The 19,769-nt window shown below is 60.5% G+C and carries 19 protein-coding genes, 1 tRNA gene and 2 rRNA genes (1 of these 22 cut by a window edge); 13 read left to right on the top strand and 9 right to left on the bottom strand.

The features are described 5' to 3' along the window. Nucleotides 1-122 precede the first annotated feature (122 nt). The 5 genes from xylB to DEM25_RS07715 form a co-directional block, all read right to left on the bottom strand. Entirely contained in the window at nucleotides 123-1,577 is a 1,455-nt protein-coding gene (gene xylB, locus DEM25_RS07735; protein ID WP_158585201.1) for a xylulokinase, read from the bottom strand. Beyond that, complete coding sequence (locus tag DEM25_RS07730; RefSeq protein WP_109765543.1) at nucleotides 1,574-2,542, bottom strand: sugar-binding transcriptional regulator; 969 nt, start codon at nucleotides 2,540-2,542, stop codon at nucleotides 1,574-1,576. The genes xylB and DEM25_RS07730 overlap by 4 nt, the downstream gene beginning before the upstream one ends. 9 nt (nucleotides 2,543-2,551) lie before the next feature. Then, complete coding sequence (locus DEM25_RS07725; protein ID WP_109765545.1) at nucleotides 2,552-3,373, bottom strand: carbohydrate ABC transporter permease; 822 nt, start codon at nucleotides 3,371-3,373, stop codon at nucleotides 2,552-2,554. Nucleotides 3,374-3,377: 4 nt separating this feature from the next. Further along, on the bottom strand, nucleotides 3,378-4,244 hold the full coding sequence (locus DEM25_RS07720; protein ID WP_109765547.1) for a carbohydrate ABC transporter permease: 867 nt from the start codon (nucleotides 4,242-4,244) through the stop codon (nucleotides 3,378-3,380). A gap of 79 nt (nucleotides 4,245-4,323) precedes the next feature. Next, nucleotides 4,324-5,661, bottom strand: coding sequence for an ABC transporter substrate-binding protein (locus DEM25_RS07715; protein WP_109765549.1), 1,338 nt, complete (start codon nucleotides 5,659-5,661; stop codon nucleotides 4,324-4,326). A gap of 146 nt (nucleotides 5,662-5,807) precedes the next feature. Here DEM25_RS07715 and DEM25_RS07710 point away from each other — a divergent pair, with 146 nt between their 5' ends. From DEM25_RS07710 to DEM25_RS07665, 10 genes are all read left to right on the top strand, one after another. After that, on the top strand, nucleotides 5,808-6,815 hold the full coding sequence (locus DEM25_RS07710) for an ABC transporter ATP-binding protein (protein WP_109765778.1): 1,008 nt from the start codon (nucleotides 5,808-5,810) through the stop codon (nucleotides 6,813-6,815). A gap of 16 nt (nucleotides 6,816-6,831) precedes the next feature. Then, the gene (locus DEM25_RS07705; RefSeq protein ID WP_109765551.1) at nucleotides 6,832-8,217 is read left to right on the top strand and encodes a sn-glycerol-1-phosphate dehydrogenase; all 1,386 of its coding nucleotides are present in this window, start codon (nucleotides 6,832-6,834) and stop codon (nucleotides 8,215-8,217) included. A gap of 44 nt (nucleotides 8,218-8,261) precedes the next feature. Beyond that, nucleotides 8,262-8,771 (top strand): SIS domain-containing protein, encoded by a 510-nt coding sequence (locus DEM25_RS07700; RefSeq protein WP_245412792.1) that lies wholly within the window; start codon nucleotides 8,262-8,264, stop codon nucleotides 8,769-8,771. A gap of 4 nt (nucleotides 8,772-8,775) precedes the next feature. Beyond that, the gene (locus DEM25_RS07695) at nucleotides 8,776-9,528 is read left to right on the top strand and encodes an SDR family NAD(P)-dependent oxidoreductase (RefSeq protein WP_109765555.1); all 753 of its coding nucleotides are present in this window, start codon (nucleotides 8,776-8,778) and stop codon (nucleotides 9,526-9,528) included. 124 nt (nucleotides 9,529-9,652) lie between these two features. Beyond that, on the top strand, nucleotides 9,653-10,549 hold the full coding sequence (locus DEM25_RS07690) for an HAD-IIA family hydrolase (RefSeq protein ID WP_109765557.1): 897 nt from the start codon (nucleotides 9,653-9,655) through the stop codon (nucleotides 10,547-10,549). Between the two features lie 406 nt (nucleotides 10,550-10,955). Next, a complete protein-coding gene (locus DEM25_RS07685) occupies nucleotides 10,956-11,399 on the top strand; it encodes an Rrf2 family transcriptional regulator (RefSeq protein WP_109765558.1) in 444 nt (147 codons plus the stop codon). Continuing rightward, nucleotides 11,396-11,665, top strand: coding sequence for a DUF6522 family protein (locus DEM25_RS07680; protein ID WP_109765560.1), 270 nt, complete (start codon nucleotides 11,396-11,398; stop codon nucleotides 11,663-11,665). Before DEM25_RS07685 ends, DEM25_RS07680 begins: the two co-directional genes overlap by 4 nt. 14 nt (nucleotides 11,666-11,679) lie before the next feature. Further along, nucleotides 11,680-12,867 carry an NnrS family protein gene (locus DEM25_RS07675; protein ID WP_245412791.1) on the top strand — a complete coding sequence of 396 codons (1,188 nt, stop codon included), beginning with the start codon at nucleotides 11,680-11,682 and terminating at the stop codon, nucleotides 12,865-12,867. Nucleotides 12,868-12,870: 3 nt separating this feature from the next. Continuing rightward, nucleotides 12,871-13,539: an NnrU family protein gene (locus DEM25_RS07670; protein WP_109765564.1), complete on the top strand. Its 669-nt coding sequence runs from the start codon at nucleotides 12,871-12,873 to the stop codon at nucleotides 13,537-13,539. 85 nt (nucleotides 13,540-13,624) lie between these two features. After that, nucleotides 13,625-13,888: a DUF1858 domain-containing protein gene (locus tag DEM25_RS07665; protein ID WP_375566150.1), complete on the top strand. Its 264-nt coding sequence runs from the start codon at nucleotides 13,625-13,627 to the stop codon at nucleotides 13,886-13,888. On the opposite strand, the gene DEM25_RS07660 is transcribed toward DEM25_RS07665, so the two are convergent. Continuing rightward, nucleotides 13,855-14,577 (bottom strand): Crp/Fnr family transcriptional regulator, encoded by a 723-nt coding sequence (locus DEM25_RS07660; protein WP_109765566.1) that lies wholly within the window; start codon nucleotides 14,575-14,577, stop codon nucleotides 13,855-13,857. The genes DEM25_RS07665 and DEM25_RS07660 overlap by 34 nt on opposite strands. 165 nt (nucleotides 14,578-14,742) lie before the next feature. Between DEM25_RS07660 and DEM25_RS07655 the strand changes: the two genes are divergently transcribed. From DEM25_RS07655 to DEM25_RS07645, 3 genes are all read left to right on the top strand, one after another. After that, complete coding sequence (locus DEM25_RS07655; protein ID WP_109765568.1) at nucleotides 14,743-15,174, top strand: pseudoazurin; 432 nt, start codon at nucleotides 14,743-14,745, stop codon at nucleotides 15,172-15,174. 62 nt (nucleotides 15,175-15,236) lie between these two features. Then, complete coding sequence (gene nirK / locus DEM25_RS07650) at nucleotides 15,237-16,460, top strand: copper-containing nitrite reductase (RefSeq protein ID WP_109765569.1); 1,224 nt, start codon at nucleotides 15,237-15,239, stop codon at nucleotides 16,458-16,460. Nucleotides 16,461-16,480: 20 nt separating this feature from the next. After that, nucleotides 16,481-17,242 (top strand): formylglycine-generating enzyme family protein, encoded by a 762-nt coding sequence (locus DEM25_RS07645; protein WP_196780298.1) that lies wholly within the window; start codon nucleotides 16,481-16,483, stop codon nucleotides 17,240-17,242. A gap of 348 nt (nucleotides 17,243-17,590) precedes the next feature. Here DEM25_RS07645 and DEM25_RS07640 read toward each other — a convergent pair. The 3 genes from DEM25_RS07640 to DEM25_RS07630 form a co-directional block, all read right to left on the bottom strand. Then, a tRNA-Met gene (locus DEM25_RS07640) sits at nucleotides 17,591-17,667 on the bottom strand. Between the two features lie 151 nt (nucleotides 17,668-17,818). After that, nucleotides 17,819-17,933 (bottom strand): 5S ribosomal RNA (gene rrf / locus DEM25_RS07635). 72 nt (nucleotides 17,934-18,005) lie between these two features. Next, nucleotides 18,006-19,769: ribosomal RNA gene (locus DEM25_RS07630) — 23S ribosomal RNA — on the bottom strand; it runs 1,046 nt beyond the window's last position.

The raw sequence follows: 19,769 nt of genomic DNA, 5'->3' as shown, positions 1-19,769 counted from the left end.
GAAGCTTGGCGATATCGACGCGCCGGAGCCCACAAATGTTCTGCTTGGCTAATAAAGAGCGGCTCCGGCCGTCAAATACAGCCAAGGGCGTCAGCAGGGTCGATGGTTGCCAACATCACGCCCTATGTCGCGAACGGCAGCCTAAGGTGCATCTCGAAGCGATCATGCAACGCCTCGTGCAGCACCCGGTTCGGCTCAATCTTCCTGGTTGAGACCGGCACAGCGCCCAAGATGCTTTTGGCGTTTGCCGGGTCCAGTGCGGCTGCAGCCATGCGGGCTGCGCCCAAACATGCGGCGAGTTCGCCTTGTCTAGGCACCGCCAAGGTTGTTTCGAGCAAGGTGGCTATGAGGCCGGTCCAGAATACGGAACGCGTTCCGCCGCCCACTGCCTGGATTGATGCAATGGGGACTTTCGATGCGCGTTGCGCGCGATAGGCGGCGAGAAACTGCATCGCCACGCCCTCCATGATGCTGTAGGCGAGTTCGGCTTTGCTGTGCCCCCCTCTAAGCCCGCCGATGAATCCGGATGCGTCTGGCCGGTTGTCCGGCGTCCGGACCCCGGTGATCGATGCTCGGGATACCGGGCAACGCTCGATCTCATGCGGCGTCAGCTGTGCGGCCAGCCCCGCCAACTCCCCAGCGGGCGTACCGGTGAGCCGCGCCAGCCAGTCCAGCGCCTGGGTCGCCGCCATCACCACACCCATGGACAAGAACGTACCATCCACCGCATGGGGCGTCGTAAGGATCGCCTTGTCCGGCGCCGGATGGAAACTGCCATCGACGGCGCTCAGGACACCCGACGTGCCTATGCTCAAGGCGGCACGGCCGGGAACTGCCGCCCCCACGCCCAAAGCGCCAGCGTAATTGTCGCCGCTTCCCGCAGCGAACATAACGGTGTTCGGTGTCCCCCAACGCGCACAAAGCTCGGAGCGAAGCTGGCCTGCATAGTCGCAGGATTTCAGAAGCGGTGGCAGTCGTGTGCGATCCCAGCCCACAACCGCCAGCAACTGATCATCCCAACTGCTCGATGCGCAGTCGAGTAGCATCGTTCCAGACGCATCAGTGACTTCCGTTGCCCGCTCTCCTGTCAAATGCAGGCGAACATAGTCCTTGGGCAGCATAAGCGTGTCTGCGGTCCGCAACGCGTCAGGTTTATGTTTGGCCAGCCACAGCAACTTTGGCGCAGTTAGCCCCGGATCGGGTTGACCATTGGTGCGCCAACCTATATCGGGTACGCGCTCCAGCAGCTCAGCGCATTCAGCGGTCGACCGTTGATCGTTCCAGAGAATACAAGGCGTTGTGGGGCTGTCGCTTGTATCGAGAAGCACCTGACCGAGCATGTGACCGGACAGCGATACGGCTCGCAGACGCGCCATCAACGGCCCATGATCCGTGGCCAGCTCATCAAGGATTTCAAAGGTAAGCCGCACCCATTGATCAGGGTGCTGCTGGCTCCATCCCGGGTGGGGTGCGTCCACCGGAGAGGGACGGCTCGCGCTTGCGACGCACGTTCCGCCCTCATCAACCAAGGCTACCTTAATACCGGAAGTGCCCAGATCAATGCCGGCGACAATCACCGGACAGGCTCCAGCAGGCACAACGCCGCGCGTTCATCGATAACAAGATGATTGACGCAGCCACGCTTCAAGATTGCGCGGATTATCGGAACTTTGTTGATCCCGCCGGCGGCGACGATCACGTTGGGCAAGTCATTAAGATCCTCAATGTCGAGACCGAGGATACGTTGATTGATCTCGTGGTCGATCGGTTGGCCGTACTGGTCGAGAAAATAGCCCATGATGTCGCCCACCGCCCCCGCTTCCACCAGCTCGGCGATCGTCACATCATCAGGCAGACCATCTGCGAGTAGCAGGGAGTTCGCCATGTCGCCGGCGGCCAGAGCAAGACCGTCTGCCGCGCGGATTTTCTCGATTGAGCGGCGGAACTCCTGCTGGGCCCGCAGGATGTTCCGGCTTTCGAGGCTCGCAGTGTAGACCGGCGCGGTGAAGTAGCTGTGAGCCGCGTTGCAAAGGTCGGCGAGACGCGTGGTGATTTCATAGCTGTTGACGTCAGAGCCTTTGGCAAGGCCGCCCATCACCGATGTGATTTCCAGATCAGGGCGGTCCAGAGGCTCAATGAAGCGGGTGGCCATGTTCAAGGTGTTACCCCATGACATACCGAACAGGCATACCTCCTCGCGCGCCAGAAACCGGGTCAGAAACTGCCCAAGCGCGGAACCCAAAATGGTATGAATATTGAAGTTCTCGCCGGCGACAGGTGCAACGGTCGCGCTGTCGAGATCGAAAGCATCGCACAGTTCGTGTTCCAGCTCGACACATGCGCCGAGCGGAGAGTTGATCGACACCCGGACCAGGCCGCGTTCCCGCGCCTCCGCAAGGGCCTTGTTGACCCGAAGGCGTGTAATGCCGAAGGTTTCGGCAGCCTGCCCCTGTGTCAGACCCTGCACTTCGCAGGCGTAGGCAAGGCGGACAAGCAACTGTTCCTCGGCATCGAGAATTTCAGTTTTCGGCTTCCGGGACACGTTTGATCCTCACTTCACGGCGCCCATCGTGAGGCCTCGGACAAGCTGCTTGGAAGCAATGAGCGCAAAGATCAAGACGGGGATCACGATGAGGGTCGACGTCGCCATGATCTTCCCATAAGGCAGGTTGTAGCCCTCCATGAAGGACACCGCCATCGCTGGCGCGGTTTTGGCGTCGGTTCGCGTCAGCACCAGGCCAAACATCAACTCGTTCCATGAGAAGATGAACGAAAAGATTGCGGAGACCGCCACGCCGGGCATGGCGAGCGGCAGGCAGATTTTGCTCATGATTGTGAACTGTGACGCACCTTCCATACGGGCGGCTTCATCGAGTTCAATGGGTATTCCGCGAAACTGATCGGTGACGATCCAAATGACAATGGGCAGGTTGAACGTCAGATAGATCAGGATAAGCGTGATGTGCTGATCGAGCAGGTTGAGATTGCGGGCGATCAGAAAGAATGGAAGCGCCAGTACAATGGGCGAGATCATCCGGTTTGTAATGAACCAAAACCAGAGGTCCTTTTTGCCGCGGAACTCAAACCGGGCCAGCGCGAAGGCAGCCGGTATCCCGAGCACCAACGCCAGCGCGGTGGTTGAAATCGCGATGATCAACGAGTTGATCAGCGTTTGCAAAACGCCGTCCTCGAACAGCGCCTCGCGGTAATTGTCGAGCGTCGGCTCGAAGAGCCAGACAGGTGGCGCTTCAAGCGCGACAACCTGCGTTTTCAGCGACGTGGTCACCATCCAGTAAAAGGGGAATACGCACACGAGGATGATTGCGAACAACAGCAACAGCTGAATGAAAGCGGAGCGCTGAGACAAATTCATTACCTCAGACCTCCTTGTAGAAGACGCGGATGTAGATCTGCGCCAGAATGATGGTGATGATCAGAAGGATAATTGCCTGCGCCGATGCAAGGCCCTGATCAAAAGCGCGGAAGCCGACACGCTGGATCATCAGCGAAATGAACTCGGTCGATGCGCCCGGGCCACCTCGGGTGAGCGTGAAAACCATGTCGAACAGCTTCAGCGTATCGGCGGTACGCAAAATGAGCACCGCCACAAGTCCCGGGATCAGGAAGGGGAGTTGCACGTAACGGAGAATGGTGAACCACTTCTTGGTTTCGAGCTTTGCCGCCTCCTCGATCTCTCCGGGCACCATGCTGAGGCCGGCGAGCAGCACCAGTGCCACGAAGGGCGTCCACTGCCACACGTCCCAGAAGACGATCATGATGAATGCATTGGTCGGATCGCCGATCCAGTTGATGTCCGCGCCGCCCATCAGCTGATTCACCACGCCAAAGCGCTGGTTGAACATGACTTGGCCAAGCAGGCCAACAACTGCATAGGTCGTGGCCATCGGGAGCACGAGACTCAACCGGCACAGCGTCTTGACGAGGCTAAGGCCCGGCTGATGCAGCACAAGGGCAATGCCCAAACCCAATGCGATCTGTAGAGGCAGGGATGTGACCAGAAGGAAAAACGTGCGGCCCATGGCCTGCCAGAACACCGGATCGGTCAGTACGGTTCCGTAGTTTTCAAGGCCCACAAATCGAAGCTGGCGAAGGCGCGTCAGATTGAAGAAATGCAGGGAGGTCCAGGCGGCGTAGAGGAGCGGCGCAATGCCGATGACGGCAAGCGCGATGACCGCGGGGCCGACAAACCCAAAGATCGTCTTGCGGGAAGCCTTGCCGCGCATAGGCGTTGGTCCTCAGAAAGGCGAATGCGACAATCGGGGCGGCGCGAGGCCGCCCCGACAAGCTCAGATGATAGATCGGTTACTGCGCGAGCGGTTTGTCGCCGCTGTAGTAGCCGGCCGATTCCAGGATGTCTTCCATCCGGGTGCCGATCTCGGCGGCGCCTTCCTCAACGGAGACCTCACCAAGCATCATCCGGGTACCCCACTCCTGAACGACTTCGGAGATTTCTGGCCATTCGGCGAAGCGTGGGCGGAACTCCGGCACGCCATCCTGCCAGCTTTCCACCAGCGCGGGGATGAATGTGTAGGTCTCGGCCAGCGCCGGATCAGCATAGGCCGACTGGCGAGCAGGAACACCGCCACGCTCAAGGTACTCGACCGCATTCGCTGCGGAGGTTGCCCACTGGATGAAAAGCCAAGCTGCCGCTTTCTCGTTTTCGTCGGCCTGAGAGGCGACGGCCAGCGAGAAGCCGCCAAGGGCTGGCTTACGGCCCGCCGGTCCCATCGGCTCCGGCGCGATTCCGACGCAATCAGCAACACGCGACGTGTCAGGGTCGACAACTGTCGAGTAGAATGCCGACCATTCGGTGATCATGGCGACCTCGCCTTGGGCGAACGCGTTCACCGTCTCTGCATGGTCAAAGGCGACGATGCCGTCTGGCATGTACTGCATCAGTTCCTGGCGGAACTGAAGACCGGCCTGGCTCTCTTCACTCAGCAAGTTCGAGCGGAAGTCGGCGTCAAGGAACGAGCCGCCGAAAGGCCACAGCATGCGGGCGAAGCTGTCTGCGGACTGGGTCTCATTGCGCTTGGACTGCAGCGCGTAGGCGTATTGATCACCGGTGGTCAGAGCCGGGCCATACTCATCCATCAGCTGCTGCCAGGTCTCGGGAGGGCCATCGAAACCAGCCTCTTCAAGCATGCAGCGATTATAGAACATCAGGCCGGAGTAATTGTCGAAAGGCAGGCCATAGATGGTGTCGTTCCAGCCGCCGAACGCGTTCAGCACGAGCGGGAAGAAGTCGTCCATGTTGAGTTCCGGATCGATGATGTCCGGATAGGTCTCCATGATTTCATCGACGGAGACGACCCACTCATTTTCGACGAAGTTGCCGATCCAAACGAGATCGATCAGGGCGATATCGAGATCACCACCGGCAACAAAATCACGCACCTGCTCACCGAGCGCGTTCTCATAGGGATGTTTGATGATATTCACATCAATGCCGGTGGCTTCCTCGAAGGCCGGCAACATCGCTTCGATGGCCTCGTAGCCCGGGCGCAGCAGGAAAACGACATCAACGGTCGTTCCAGCATAGGGGGCGGCGGCCTCCTCCAGGCTCCAGGCGCCTGCGATGGTGGGTGATGCGATGCCAGCGCACAGCGCGGTGGTCGCAAGAAGGCTCTTCAGTTTCATGGTTGTCTCCTCCCTTGGTGACTCATTGAGGCGATATTTTTGTCGCTCTGTCTATACAAATGTAAAAACAGTTGTATCTGTCAACATAAAAATGTATGGGCGTTTGGAGGGGCATCTCTGGCCGTGAAGCGGGGGATCAGGAATTCGTGGCGACTGTGCATCTTGAAACGATCGACAAGTTCTATGGATCGCTGCAGGCATTGTCGGGCGTTTCGCTCGACATTTCCGATGGCGCTTTTGTTGTTTTTGTGGGCCCCTCGGGATGCGGAAAGTCGACGCTTCTGCGCTGCATCGCTGGGCTGGAGGGTGTGGACCGCGGCACGATCACTATCGATGGACGCGACGTAACGGACCTCAATCCGGCAGACCGCGACCTCTCCATGGTCTTCCAGTCCTACGCGCTTTATCCCCATATGACGGTTCGGGCGAACATTGAATTCGGCATGAAGGTCAACGGCATACCAGCCGATGAGCGAGCGCGCAGAGTTCAGGACGCCGCACGCATTCTCCAGCTGTCCGAGTTGCTTGATCGGAAGCCGGGACAGCTGTCTGGCGGCCAGCGCCAGCGCGTTGCCATTGGGCGATCAATCGTCAAACACCCCAAGGTTTTTCTTTTCGACGAACCGCTTTCCAACCTCGATGCGAAGCTGCGGGTGCAGATGCGCATCGAGCTTGAGTCGCTGCACACGGAACTCGGTGCAACGATGATCTACGTCACCCACGATCAGGTCGAAGCGATGACAATGGCCGACCAGATCGTGGTGCTCAACGGCGGTAAGGTTGAGCAGGTTGGTGCGCCTCTGGAGTTGTACAACAAGCCCGCAAGCGAGTTCGTCGCCGGCTTTATCGGATCGCCCGCGATGAACATCATGGCGGCGCAGAGCAAGCTCGGCGAGGTCGTCGGCGGTGCGGGAGCAGCCAAGATCGGCATTCGGCCCGAGCATGTGCGCATCGCCGAAACAGGACTGCCTGTGCAGGTGACGGTGAAGGAACAGCTTGGCGGAGAGAGCTATCTTTACGCTCGCTCCGAAGATGGCGAGCAAATCGTCATCAAGACCGATGGCGAAGATGCGGTGAACCAGGGAGATCAAGTACGACTCGCGTTTCCACCCGAGCGCCTTCATCGGTTCGGTGCCGATGGGCAAGCACTCTGACGAAGGCATGTGAACTTTGACCAGTTGGTCCGCACAGATCACCGAACTCATCGACCCGGCAGTGGCCAGATCGAAGGTCACGCATGAAGTGATCATCGGTCACGGTGCGCTTGCCGAGACCGGCCAGGTCGTCAGGCGCGCAATGGCAACGGTCGGAGGCGCATCGCGCGTGCTGGTAATGGCGGACGATGCCGGCTTCGCTGCTGCCGGTGCCCCGGTGGTGGAGACACTGCAATCCAGTGGCTTTGACGTGGAGACGCTGGTTTTGCCAAGCGACCCGCTCCCCGTCGCTTCAGTCGAGGAGGCAGAGCCTTTCAGGGCGCGTCTCGCCTCTGATTCGAGCATGTTTCCAGTTTCCGTTGGTTCTGGCGTCATCAATGATCTGGTCAAGTGGGCGGCGAAGGAAACCGATCGCCCCTATGTGACCGTGGCGACAGCGGCTTCAATGGATGGCTACACCAGCGCGGGAGCGCCGTTGGCGCGGGACGGCTTCAAGGTGACCATCCCGACACGCGCACCAATCGCAATGGTGGCTGATCTGGAGGTGATTGCGGCGGCGCCCGCAGAAATGAACGGTTGGGGCTATGGCGACCTGGCTGGAAAGGTGCCGGCAGGCGGCGATTGGCTGCTTGCCGACGCACTGGGCGTTGAACCGATTGACGATCTGGCCTGGCCACTCGTTCAAGATCATTTGCGCTTCTGGCTTTCGGGCTCTCAGGGAATCGCGGCCAGCGACCCCGATGCGGTTGCCCGTCTTTTTGTCGGGTTGACCGCCGTGGGCTTCGCGATGGAATTCCATGGCTCGTCACGACCGGCGTCAGGTGCAGACCACCAGATTGCCCACATGTGGGAAATGGAAGGCCACACGTATGAAGGCAGGAAAGTCAGCCATGGTGCAGCGGTTTCGGTAGGCTGCGTTGCGGTGCTCGCACTGTTCGACTGGCTTCTCGATCAGGATCTGACGGGCCTTGATGTTGACGCGGTGCTTGCATCATCATCCAATCTTTCAGGAAAGCACGTGGCCGCAAGACAGGCTATCGCCGATCCCTCCATCGCCAACAAGGCGATGGTGGAGGTTGCTGCGAAACACATTGGCCAACCGCAGCAACGAGAACGTCTTCTTCACATCATAGCAACATGGCCAGCCCTGCGCACGCGACTGAGGGATCATCTGCTTCGCGCTGATACAATGGTCACCATGCTGCAACGAGCTGGTGCTCCAACACACGGGGCGCATATCGGCGTCGATGCCGGTCATCTGATGCGAACGATGCGCGCGGCCGCCTTCATCCGGCGCCGCTACACGATCTTCGATTTTCTAGAGGACACCGGTCTGACCGACGCGGCTCTCGCTGCAGTCATGCCAAAGCTCACTTATGGCAACCAGCAGGCGGCGGAATGATCGGACAGGAAACCGCCAGACAGGCCTTGTTCGAAGTGGGAGACGTGCTGGATGCGGCGCTCCCCGACCAATTGCACGTCATGGCCGGTCCCATCGAGCAGACAAAGCGCATCGCTCTGTACGGTGTCGGACGCGAGGGGCTGATGATGAAGTCTCTAGCCATGCGGCTGTTTCATCTCGGCCTCGATGCCCATGTCGTTGGCGACATGACAACGCCGCCGATAGGCGCAGGCGATCTGCTGATCGTCAGCGCTGGACCTGGCGATTTTTCGACGGTTTCAGCGCTTCTATCGGCCGCAAAGAGTGCCGGCGCGGCGACCATGTGCGTGACCGCGGAACCAGCTGGTGCAGCGCCGCAGTCGGCTGATCACCTCGTTCATCTGCCAGCCCAGACCATGGCCAACGATCGGGGCGCACCGACATCCATCTTGCCCATGGGTTCGCTGTTCGAAGCGACCCAGTTCATTTTCTTCGAACTGCTCATCCTGCATTTGCGTGACAAGCTAAGGATCCCGCCGGACACGATGCGCGCCAATCACACAAATCTGGAGTGAACCGGTGAGCTGGAAGGATCGCTTTTCAATCTCCGGCAAGACGGCACTGGTCACCGGCGCGTCCTCGGGCATCGGTGCTGAGATTGTCTCGGTGTTCACCGAAGCGGGCGCGAAGGTCATAGGAGCGGGCCAATCCGCAGAGCGCCTGGACGCACTTGCCGACAGGACGGGCTGCCGCACCATCGTCGCCGACCTTGCAAGCGTTGAAGGGTGCCGACTGTTGGCGCGTGAGGCGCTGGCGATCCACCCGTGCATCGATATCCTCGTCAACTCTGCCGGCGTCGCCCTTGTTGGCCCCGCTCTTGCCTTCTCCGCCGAGGATTGGGACCGCACGATGGCCATCAATTTGCGGGCACCGTTTCTGCTCGCGCAGTCGCTCGCGCCACCTATGATCGCGCAAGGCGCAGGCAAGATCATCAACATCTCCTCGCAGACGGGTGTTATCGCGCTGGCCGACCATGCAGCCTACGCTTCGTCCAAGGGTGGGCTGAACGCGCTGACGAAATCGCTGATGACTGAGTTGGCGCCGCACAACATTCAGGTGAACGCGATCTGCCCAACCGTTGTGATGACCGAAATGGGCAAAAAGGTCTGGAGCCCACCGGAAAAATCTGGCCCCATGATCGCGGCGACACCGCTTGGCAGATTCGGCGAGCCGGTCGAAATCGCCGACATGGCGCTCTATCTCGCCTCGCCCGCCTCCGACCTCGTCAATGGGGCCTTGATGATGATTGAAGGCGGATATTCAAGCGTATGATCGGGGCTAACCGTGACACACCGATGGCGGCCCTGCTGCGCGGCTGGGAGGGCATCGCCCCAACGCTCATCTGCGAAAACCACCGGTCCGATGACCCCAAATCGGATCGGCATCGCCCCCTCTGATGACCTACGCCCAGACGCTTTCAGCTGCGGCGGCCATTGACCGCTACGAACAGATACGCCATCGGCTACCAAGCGCGACATTCCCGCAAGCAACCCAGGCGTGCGCTGGCCTGCTGGAGATCGCGGACCAGTTCGATGCGTTTCTGCTCGACAGCTTTGGCGTCCTGAATGTGGGCGAGACCGCGATCGACGGAGCGGTGGCGTGTCTGTCTTCGCTCAGGGCTGCGGGCAAGAAGCTCATCGTCCTGACCAATGCGGCGAGCTACACGCTCGCGACAGCGGTCGAGCGCTACCGCCGCCTTGGATTTGATTTCGAAGCGGATGAGGTCATCTCGAGCCGCGATGTGGCCGCGCGGCGCCTTGGCGCGTTCTTGCCCGATGGTCGTTGGGGTGCACTCGCATCGCCCGATGATCGCTTTGAGGACTTTGATGTGGCCATCGACCATTGGCGCGGCCAGGACGTCGATGGGTTTGTGTTTCTCTCAAGCGTGTCACTGACTGATCAGCACGTACAGGCGCTTCGCGAGGCCTTGGACGACCGACCTCGCCCACTCATTGTTGCCAACCCGGACCTGGTGGCACCGCGCGAGAATGGCCTGAGCCAAGAACCGGGATATTACGCGCATCAAATCGCCGATGCGGTTGGCAACAGCCCTGTCTTGTTTGGCAAGCCGTTCAACGATGCGTTCAACGATGCCATGGATCGGCTTGGAACCATTGAGCCCCGCCGTATCGCCATGGTCGGCGACACGCTTCACACCGACATTTTGGGTGGCAGGGCGGCAGGTACCCGCACCGTATTGGTGCGCGATCATGGATTGTTTGCAGGGCTTGATACGGAAAGGTTCATCTCTCGCAGCGGCATCGTGCCTGACTTCTCCTGCCCGTCGATTTAGACAGGGCCAACGGTCCCGAGCGTCGCAAGACAACCGACAGATGTCCGCTTCTGCAAAAGCCTAAGATTTTGTTTTTGCAGCCTTATATGGCAATCGCACCAATAAGGGTGAATCCCTGATCCGCGCTTTCCGCGAGAGTTGGGCATGGAACCCAACTCCTCCGTCCTGTCAGGTTTGAAGCGGAAGCGTTGCGAAGCCCTTGGCGCCTTCCGGACCTGTGAAGCGCAGATCGTGCAGGCGCGCACCCGACCACGAGCCGAACGCTGCGCCTCGCGGTCATAGTTGACATCCATTCGCTGACGCTCGCGGTCCCCTTGATCAGCTCCAATTAGTATTTCAAATACCGCTTATTGCTGCTAAGCTACGCAAGGCCCATAAAACCTGATTACGGAAGACGACTTTTAACATGCGCCTGACCAGCTTCACCGATTTCGGCCTGCGCGCGCTGATGCGTATGGCCAGCGAGCCTGACCGCGCGCACTCGACCGCCGAGATCGCGGCCGAGTTCGGCATCTCGCGCCACCATCTGACCAAGGCCGTTCAGGCACTGGCCGCCGCGGGAATTGTCGAGACACGGCGAGGCACCGGTGGCGGTGCCGTCCTTGCTTCTGCCCCAGAGCAATTGCGTTTGGGCGACATCGTTGCGGTTCTGGAACGCAAGTCGGCACTGGTGGAGTGCTTCCAGGCCGATGGTGGCGCCTGTGTCATCACGCCGAGCTGTCGCCTGAAAGGCATTCTGGCCGATGCGCGTTCGCGGTTCCTGGACGATCTGAACGCCCACACCCTGGCCGACTGCGCGCTTTCGCCGCGTGCGCCGTTCAGCTTTCCGACTTTGGGAGATGCCAGATGATCGTGGAGATTGATGACGGCGACGTAACCGTGTCGGTCGACTTATTCGCCGGCCACTTCGGCATAGACCCCAAGGATGTGCAACCGCTCATGCGCGCCGGCGAGATAACCGGTCGGGTTGAGAAAGGCGCCGGGGAAGACGAGGGACGCTATCGGCTCACTTTTTGGCACGCCGGACGGCAGGTTCGACTGACCTGCGATGCGGCAGGACGCGTCATCAACACCAGCCGCACGATTCTTGCCGACCGCACACGGGTGCTGCCATGAATGCGGTCGGCACCATGGAACGGTCCCGCGCCTGGCGGGGCCCAGCAATATTGAGCTACGGGTTCAGGCCGTTTTTCCTCGGCGGCGCGATCTGGGCGGCGCTTGCCATGGTGTTGTGGCTGGCGATGCTGGCGGGGGCCGTGGAGCTCCCGACGCGGCTGGATCCGATATCGTGGCACGCCCATGAGTTCCTCTTCGGCTATCTCGGCGCCATAATCGCCGGGTTCCTTCTGACCGCCGTGCCCAACTGGACGGGCCGTCTGCCAATCGCCGGCTGGCCGCTCGGCGGGCTTTTCCTGCTGTGGCTCTCGGGTCGCGTGGCGATCGCGACGTCGGCATTCTGGTCGCCGGCCACGGTCGCCTTCGTCGATCTGGCCTTTCCGGTCCTGTTTGCGCTGGTCATCGCACGTGAGATCGTCGCCGGTAAGAACCGGCGCAACCTGATGGTGCTCGGGCTGTTCGCCGCCCTGGTCGCGGGCAACGGCACCTTCCACTGGGAGGCCGCGCGGGGTGATTTTGCAGCGCAAGGTTACGGCCTGCGTATCGGCCTGGCGACGGCCATTATGCTGATTGGCTTGATCGGCGGGCGCATCGTTCCCTCGTTCACGCGAAACTGGCTGGTCAAGCGCGGCGCAGGGCAGCTGCCATCGCCGCCCATGGGGCGTTTCGACAAAGTGGCGCTACTGACGCTTCTGGCGGCGCTCCTGGTATGGATCGCGCGACCGGATTCCTCGGTCGCCGGCTCTTTGCTGCTTCTGGCCGGGTTGGCGCATGCGGCGCGCCTCGTCCGTTGGGCTGGCTTCCGCACCGGCGCCGAACCGCTGGTCTGGGTGCTGCACGCCGGTTATGCCTTTGTGCCCCTGGGCGCCATCGTCGTCGGTTTTTCCGTTCTTTCCACCAATCTGGCTGGCGTGACGGCTGCGCAACATCTGTGGATGGCGGGCGGGATCGGGCTGATGACGCTCGCCGTTATGACGCGCGCCACGCTTGGCCACACCGGCCAGGAACTCACCGCAGGCCCCGCCACGACGGCGATCTACCTGCTGGTCGTTGCGGCGACGCTGGCGCGCCTCACCTCGGGCGCCTTTGCCGATGTGGCCGCCATCCTTCATCTGGTTTCCGGGCTGGCCTGGTTCTGCGCCTTCTTCGGGTTCGCCCTGATCTATGGCCGGCTGCTGATCGCGCCACGGTCAAGGTCATGAGCCATGGGCTGGACCGAATTCGCCGCCGCCGCCGGCTTCTTCTTTGTGTCTCATTCGGTGCCGGTGAGAAGACCGATCCGGGAGCGCATCGCCGGATGGATCGGCGGCCGCGGCTTCATCCTCGCCTATTCCGCGCTGTCGCTGGCCGCCCTCGGATGGCTGATCGTCGCGGCCGATCGCGCACCCTATCTGCAGCTCTGGCCCTGGGCGCCGTGGCAACCCTACGTCCCGCTGATCGTCATGGCGCCGGTGTGCCTGATCGTCGCGCTCTCCGTTGCCCGTCCGAACCCGTTCTGCTTCGGTGGCGCGAACAACGACGCATTCGATCCGGCGCGCCCCGGCATTGTCGGATGGACCCGCCATCCGCTCCTCATGGCGCTCGGCTTGTGGGCGGGCGCCCATATCGTGCCCAATGGCGATCTGGCCCATGTCCTCCTTTTCGGAACCTTCGCGGTTTTTGCGCTGGCTGGACAACGCCTCGTCGATCGCCGCAAGCGGCGTGAACTCGGAGCGCGATGGGATGAACTCGATCACGCCCGGCGGCACGGCCGATCGCTCGACTTCAGGCGTTTTGGTCCTCGTTTCGCCGCGCGCCTTTTGATCGCAATGGTTCTCTACCTGGTTTTTGTCGCAATCCACCCAGTCCTTTTCGGCGTCAGCCCGCTGCCGTGACCGATGAGCGAACGTGCCCGTCGCAAATGCCTGATTACGTCGAGTTTGCGATCGCACAACGTTGCGTCCGCTTTCCGAATTAGGCTTGTCGTTCCAGGTCAAGGCAATTGCGATGTCACATCCTATTGAAAACCCCGATCTGCCACTTGACGAGCTGATGACGCGATGGCCCGAAACCATTCGGGTCTTTCTCGACTATCGGCTGCTCTGCGTTGGTTGCCTCATCGCGCCCTTTCATACGGTCATCGACGCCTGCAGGGAGCACGGTGTCGATGAGCAATCATTTCGCGCCGACCTGCACCGGGCCATTGGGGCTCAGCTTCGCCCTTCGCTCAACAGAACCAGCTGATGCGGTTCCCTGACGATGATGCGGCGGCGGCCGCTCTTGACCCAACCCTTCTTTTCCCAGGCGCTCAGCAGACGGCTGACCGTATGCAGGGTCGAGCCGGTCATTTCCGAAAGATCCTGTCTCGTCACGGGCATGGCGATCTCGATCCCATCGGCTGACTTGCGGCCGGCCTGATTGACCAGGCGCAGGACCATGTGCGCGATGCGCTGTTCGACCTGCAGCGTCGCCATCTCCACGACCCGCTCGTTGAACTCCTTGACCCGCAGGCCGATCGTCTTCATCGCCGCGCCCGCAAAGCCCGGATAGTCTTCGACGAGGACGTTCCAGAACGACACCGGCCAGGCAAGCGCCACGCATTCGCTGGCGGCGACGGCGGTGGCCGGATAGGTGTCGCGGTCAAAGGCCTGGGCGATCCCGATCAACTGCCCGCTGGGAATGTGCAGCATGATCACCTGTTCGCCGTCTTTTGTCTGACGCACGACGCGCACATAGCCGTCCAGCAGCAGGTAGAACCGGTCGGCGACCGCACCCTCCTCGAAAATCTGCGCCCCCTGCTCAAAACGACTGGAAACGGCACGATCGAGGATTTGGCGGCGTTCGGCGGCGGTCAGCCTCGCAAACGGTCCGACCTGATCCAGCAGGCTCTCGTCAAGTCTCCGCGCGTGTTTTGCTCTTTCGACCGCTCGCACCCGAGACGCCCCCTTGTCAGGTTTTGTGGCGACGACGCCTCCTCCTTGTCGGTCGGTTCGCCGTTCCTTGAAGAGCCCGTGATTTGTTTGTGGCAGCACAACGTTTCAGCTGCGCTCGCCGATAAGGTCGCATCAAACAAGGGCAAGTCAAGAAAGGAATGACAGATGTTGCGCGTGATGACAGCCGCTCTGGCTATTGGCGTGGCGATGGCCGGATCGGCCTTTGCTGAAATGCATGAAGTCCAGATGCTCAACCGGGGGGAAGCCGGCGCGATGGTTTTCGAGCCGGATCTTCTTCGGATCGAACCCGGCGACACGGTCAAGTTCATCGCGACCGATCCCGCTCACAACGCAGAATCCATTCTCGAAATGATCCCCGAAGGGGCCGAGCCCTTCAAGGGCAAGATCAACGAGGAGATCGAGATCACCTTCGATGCCGAAGGTCTGTACGGCATCAAGTGCCTGCCGCACTACGCCATGGGCATGGTCATGACGCTGGCCGTCGGCGAGGTGAGCGAGGCGCCGCAGAACTATCTCGAAGGGCGCATCCCGCCACGCGCGCGCAAGCGCTTCGAAGCCCAACTCTCAAACCTGTGATCGCGGATCGGCGCGGCACCTAAACCCGCCGCGTCACGCACGCACTAGCCAAGGAGGCTGCAATGAAAAAATCCATCAACGCCGAAAAAGTCGTCACGAGCCGCCGTAACGTCTTACGCGGCACGGCGCTTGCCGGAGCGGCGGCCCTGACGGGCGGCGTCGCTCATGCGTCGATGATGCCGCGTCCGGTGCCATCCGTGCCACGGATGCACCGCTCGAGCCCGGTGATTACGGTGGAATCGGCGTCGGGCGAAATGGCCGAGGCCGCGCCCGCCGATCTGTCCGGTCTCGAGCGGGTTCGCCAGGAACTGGTTGACCCGCCCTTCGCGCCCGAGCACGAGCAGGTCGCCAGCGGCCCGCCGAAGATCGTCGAGATCGAAATGGTGACCCATGAGCGGCTGATGACGATCGACGAGGATACCGGCGCGAGCATCTGGGCGCTGACCTACAACGGTTCGGTTCCCGGTCCGCTGATCATCGTCCATCAGGACGATTACGTGGAACTGACGCTGCGCAATCCGGTCGAAAGCGCGATGGAGCACAATATCGACTTCCATGCCTCCACAGGCGCGCTCGGTGGAGGCGGGCTGACCCACATCTATCCGGGTGAGGAAACGGTACTGCGCTGGAAGGCGACCAAGACGGGTTGCTTCACCTATCACTGCGCGCCTGGCGGCGCGATGATCCCCTACCATGTCTGCCACGGCATGAACGGCGCCATCATGGTTCTGCCGCGCGACGGCCTCAAGGATGCCGAGGGCAATCCTCTGCGCTATGACTCGATCGCCTATTTCGGTGAACAGGACTACTACCTCCCGCGCGACGAGAATGGGGACTTCAAGCTCTATGATACCGCCGGCGACGATTATACCGACAGCCTTGAGGCGATGGCGACGCTCGTTCCCACGCACCAGGTCTTCAACGGTGCGGTCGGCGCGCTGACCGGTGCAAACGCCCTCAAAGCGCAGGTCGGCCAGACAGTGCTCATGGTGCACAACTCCTGCAATGTGGACAGCCGCCCACACCTGATCGGCGGGCACGGCAACTTCGTCTGGGAGACCTCGTTCACCGATCCGCCCCTGACGGGCGTCGAGACATGGTTTGTCCGCGGCGGCTGCGCGGCGGCGGCGATGTATACTTTCGAACAGCCGGGCGTTTACGCCTACGTCAACCACAATCTGATCATCGCGGCGCTCAAGGGCGCGACGGCCCACTTCGTGGTCGAGGGTCCCTGGGACAACGATCTGATGGAGCAGGTCGTGGCGCCAAGGCCGTTCGAGGGCTGACGGCGGAGACATGAGCGATGATGGCGATGTCACGATCGGAGCGGCTTGGAACGGCTTCCCTTTTGCTGCTGGCTGTGTGCGTCGTCATCGTCTCCGCATTGGTGACCGGGCGCGGTCCGAATATGGACTACGTCCCGCAGATGGCGGAAAGGCCAGTGATCTCCGAAAGCGGTGGACCACTCTACGTTCAAGCCCATGAAGTCACCATCGCCGAATGGAACCGGTGTCACGCCGATGGCGCGTGTACGCTTTTGCTGAGGCCACCTCGGGGCGGTGAAGCGGAACAATGGCCGGCGACGGGCCTGAACTGGCTCGATGTGAACGAATATCTGAACTGGATCAACCGCGTGTCCCGACACCGCTTCCGGCTGCCCACCGCTCGGGAATGGTACGCGATGGCAGAACCCGTGCTGCCGGAAGAACCCGACCCGATCTTCACCGATCCGTCCCTGTCATGGGCGTCGGACTATCTGCTGGAGCAACGGACGGGGCGTCGTCTCCAACCCAGCGGTTCATGGTCGACAACCGAAGAGGGAATCGCCGACCTGAACGGCAGTGTCTGGGAATGGACGCAGGATTGCTACATCGACGATTCGGACACCGCCAAGACACCGATGTGTCCTGCCTACCATGTCGGCGGTGAACACGAGGCGGTAATCCCGTTCCTCGTGCGCGATCCGGCGCGCGGCGGCTGCGCGGTCGGCGCCCCGCCCCCGCATCTGGGCATGCGGCTGGTGACCGAAAATGCTTTGCCTGCAATCCATTCAAGCGAACCGGGCTAACTGGCGAGCAGGCTGCGACAATTCATTCCCCACAAGGAACGTGACCAAATGCGGCTTGAACAAATATCTTGTGGTTCAACGACCGTCTCGCCATCCCTTTTGCATGCGGATGGTCGAACGACAGGTGCTTCTCAGTTCCGCCGCATGAGACATAAACCCCGGAGGTTCCGGTTCGGTGCGATCCAAAAAGAGTAGCACTTCAAAACCTGAACAGAGCTAACCTATCAGCGCGGGCTCAAAGGGGAGCGGGTCAGATTCACCGTGGCGACATGGTGGCGACATGCGCCAAAACGCAAAAAGCCCGCCGAAAGGGCGGGCCGAAATATCATTCAAATTCAATGACTTGTTTGGTTGCGGGGGCAGGATTTGAACCTGCGACCTTCAGGTTATGAGCCTGACGAGCTACCGGGCTGCTCCACCCCGCGCCAAAGATGTACCGGTTCCAAGAAGACCCGGCTGGCAGCCGGCCGACCATCGCAAAACCAGCGTATGGGGCGGACGGCATACGCCTCCGTGCGGAGAAAGGCAGGGAAGCGAAGAAACATCGTGATCGAGAAGCTGTTTTGCGTTTGGCAGACCTGGCAGCGACCTACTCTCCCGCGTCTTAAGACGAAGTACCATCGGCGCTGGGGCGTTTCACGGCCGTGTTCGGAATGGGAACGGGTGCAGCCGCCCCGCAATAACCACCAGGTCGGCCAAACGCAAAACAGATGAGAAGCTGGCGCCAAGCCACGGCGTGAGCCATGGACATGAGCAATGAGAACGAATCAAGCCGATCGAGCTATTAGTACTGGTAAGCTTCATGCGTTGCCGCACTTCCACACCCAGCCTATCAACGTGGTCGTCTTCCACGACTCTCAGGGAATACTCGTTTTTTGGCCGGTTTCCCGCTTAGATGCCTTCAGCGGTTATCCGTTCCACACATAGCTACCCTGCAATGCCCTTGGCAGGACAACAGGTCCACCAGCGGTGTGTCCATCCCGGTCCTCTCGTACTAGGGACAGATCCAATCAATATTCCTACACCCACGGCAGATAGGGACCGAACTGTCTCACGACGTTCTGAACCCAACTCACGTACCGCTTTAAATGGCGAACAGCCATACCCTTGGGACCTGCTCCAGCCCCAGGATGCGATGAGTCGACATCGAGGTGCCAAACAACCCCGTCGATATGGACTCTTGGGGGTCATCAGCCTGTTATCCCCGGCGTACCTTTTATCCGTTGAGCGATGGCCCTTCCACGCGGGACCACCGGATCACTATGACCGACTTTCGTCTCTGCTCGACTTGTCAGTCTCGCAGTCAGGCAGGCTTATGCCATTGCACTCAGCGAACGATTTCCGACCGTTCTGAGCCCACCATCGCGCGCCTCCGTTACTCTTTAGGAGGCGACCGCCCCAGTCAAACTACCCACCACACACGGTCCCGGACCCGGATAACGGGCCGCGGTTAGATATCCACGAAGATAAGGGTGGTATTTCAAGGGTGGCTCCACCCGAGCTGGCGCCCGGGTTTCAAAGCCTACCACCTATCCTACACATGCCTTGGCGAATACCAGTGTGAAGCTATAGTAAAGGTGCACGGGGTCTTTCCGTCTAACCGCAGGAACCCCGCATCTTCACGGGGAATTCAATTTCACTGAGTCTATGTTGGAGACAGCGGGGAAGTCGTTACGCCATTCGTGCAGGTCGGAACTTACCCGACAAGGAATTTCGCTACCTTAGGACCGTTATAGTTACGGCCGCCGTTTACCGGGGCTTCAATTCAAGGCTTGCACCTCTCCTCTTAACCTTCCGGCACCGGGCAGGCGTCAGACCCTATACGTCGTCTTGCGACTTCGCAGAGCCCTGTGTTTTTGATAAACAGTCGCTACCCCCTGGTCTGTGCCACCCTCCCGCGGTTGCCCGCAAAAGGGTCACGCTTCTTCCGAAGTTACGCGTGCAATTTGCCGAGTTCCTTCAACATAGTTCTCTCAAGCGCCTTGGTATACTCTACCTGTCCACCTGTGTCGGTTTCGGGTACGGTCCGTACGGAGGAGCTATTTCCCGGAACACCATCACCGCCATCCCAATCCGATAAGGGATGACGATTTACGGCATTCGTCACTACCTCCGGGTGCAGGAATATTAACCTGCTTCCCATCGACTACGCCTTTCGGCCTCGCCTTAGGGGCCGACTAACCCTGCTCAGATTAACTTTAAGCAGGAACCCTTGGACTTTCGGCGAGGGGGTCTCTCACCCCCTTTATCGTTACTCATGTCAACATTCGCACTTCCGGTATCTCCAGGATCCCTCGCGGGTATCCCTTCACTGACTTGCGGAACGCTCTGCTACCGCTCTTGCGAGCCCGCGACTTCGGTGTATGGCTTTAGCCCCGTTACATTTTCGGCGCAGAAACCCTTATTTAGACCAGTGAGCTGTTACGCTTTCTTTAAATGATGGCTGCTTCTAAGCCAACATCCTGGTTGTTTTGGGATTTCCACTTCCTTTCCCACTTAGCCATAACTTGGGGACCTTAATCGGCGG

Source organism: Oceaniradius stylonematis, from assembly GCF_003149475.2.
GTDB classification, from domain to species: domain Bacteria; phylum Pseudomonadota; class Alphaproteobacteria; order Rhizobiales; family Rhizobiaceae; genus Roseitalea; species Roseitalea stylonematis.
The sequence above is the reverse complement of the archived record's forward strand: the minus strand, read 5'-3'. Positions and strand labels throughout refer to the sequence as shown.

Coding starts and splice junctions, on each gene's coding strand:
- DEM25_RS07675 (WP_245412791.1), top strand. CDS start 11,680: ATGGAACGGTCCCGCGCCTGGCGGGGCCCAGCAATATTGAGCTACGGG.
- nirK (WP_109765569.1), top strand. CDS start 15,237: ATGAAAAAATCCATCAACGCCGAAAAAGTCGTCACGAGCCGCCGTAAC.
- DEM25_RS07725 (WP_109765545.1), bottom strand. CDS start 3,373: ATGAATTTGTCTCAGCGCTCCGCTTTCATTCAGCTGTTGCTGTTGTTC.
- DEM25_RS07685 (WP_109765558.1), top strand. CDS start 10,956: ATGCGCCTGACCAGCTTCACCGATTTCGGCCTGCGCGCGCTGATGCGT.
- DEM25_RS07715 (WP_109765549.1), bottom strand. CDS start 5,661: ATGAAACTGAAGAGCCTTCTTGCGACCACCGCGCTGTGCGCTGGCATC.
- DEM25_RS07690 (WP_109765557.1), top strand. CDS start 9,653: ATGACCTACGCCCAGACGCTTTCAGCTGCGGCGGCCATTGACCGCTAC.
- DEM25_RS07670 (WP_109765564.1), top strand. CDS start 12,871: ATGGGCTGGACCGAATTCGCCGCCGCCGCCGGCTTCTTCTTTGTGTCT.
- DEM25_RS07720 (WP_109765547.1), bottom strand. CDS start 4,244: ATGCGCGGCAAGGCTTCCCGCAAGACGATCTTTGGGTTTGTCGGCCCC.
- DEM25_RS07655 (WP_109765568.1), top strand. CDS start 14,743: ATGTTGCGCGTGATGACAGCCGCTCTGGCTATTGGCGTGGCGATGGCC.
- DEM25_RS07645 (WP_196780298.1), top strand. CDS start 16,481: ATGGCGATGTCACGATCGGAGCGGCTTGGAACGGCTTCCCTTTTGCTG.
- DEM25_RS07680 (WP_109765560.1), top strand. CDS start 11,396: ATGATCGTGGAGATTGATGACGGCGACGTAACCGTGTCGGTCGACTTA.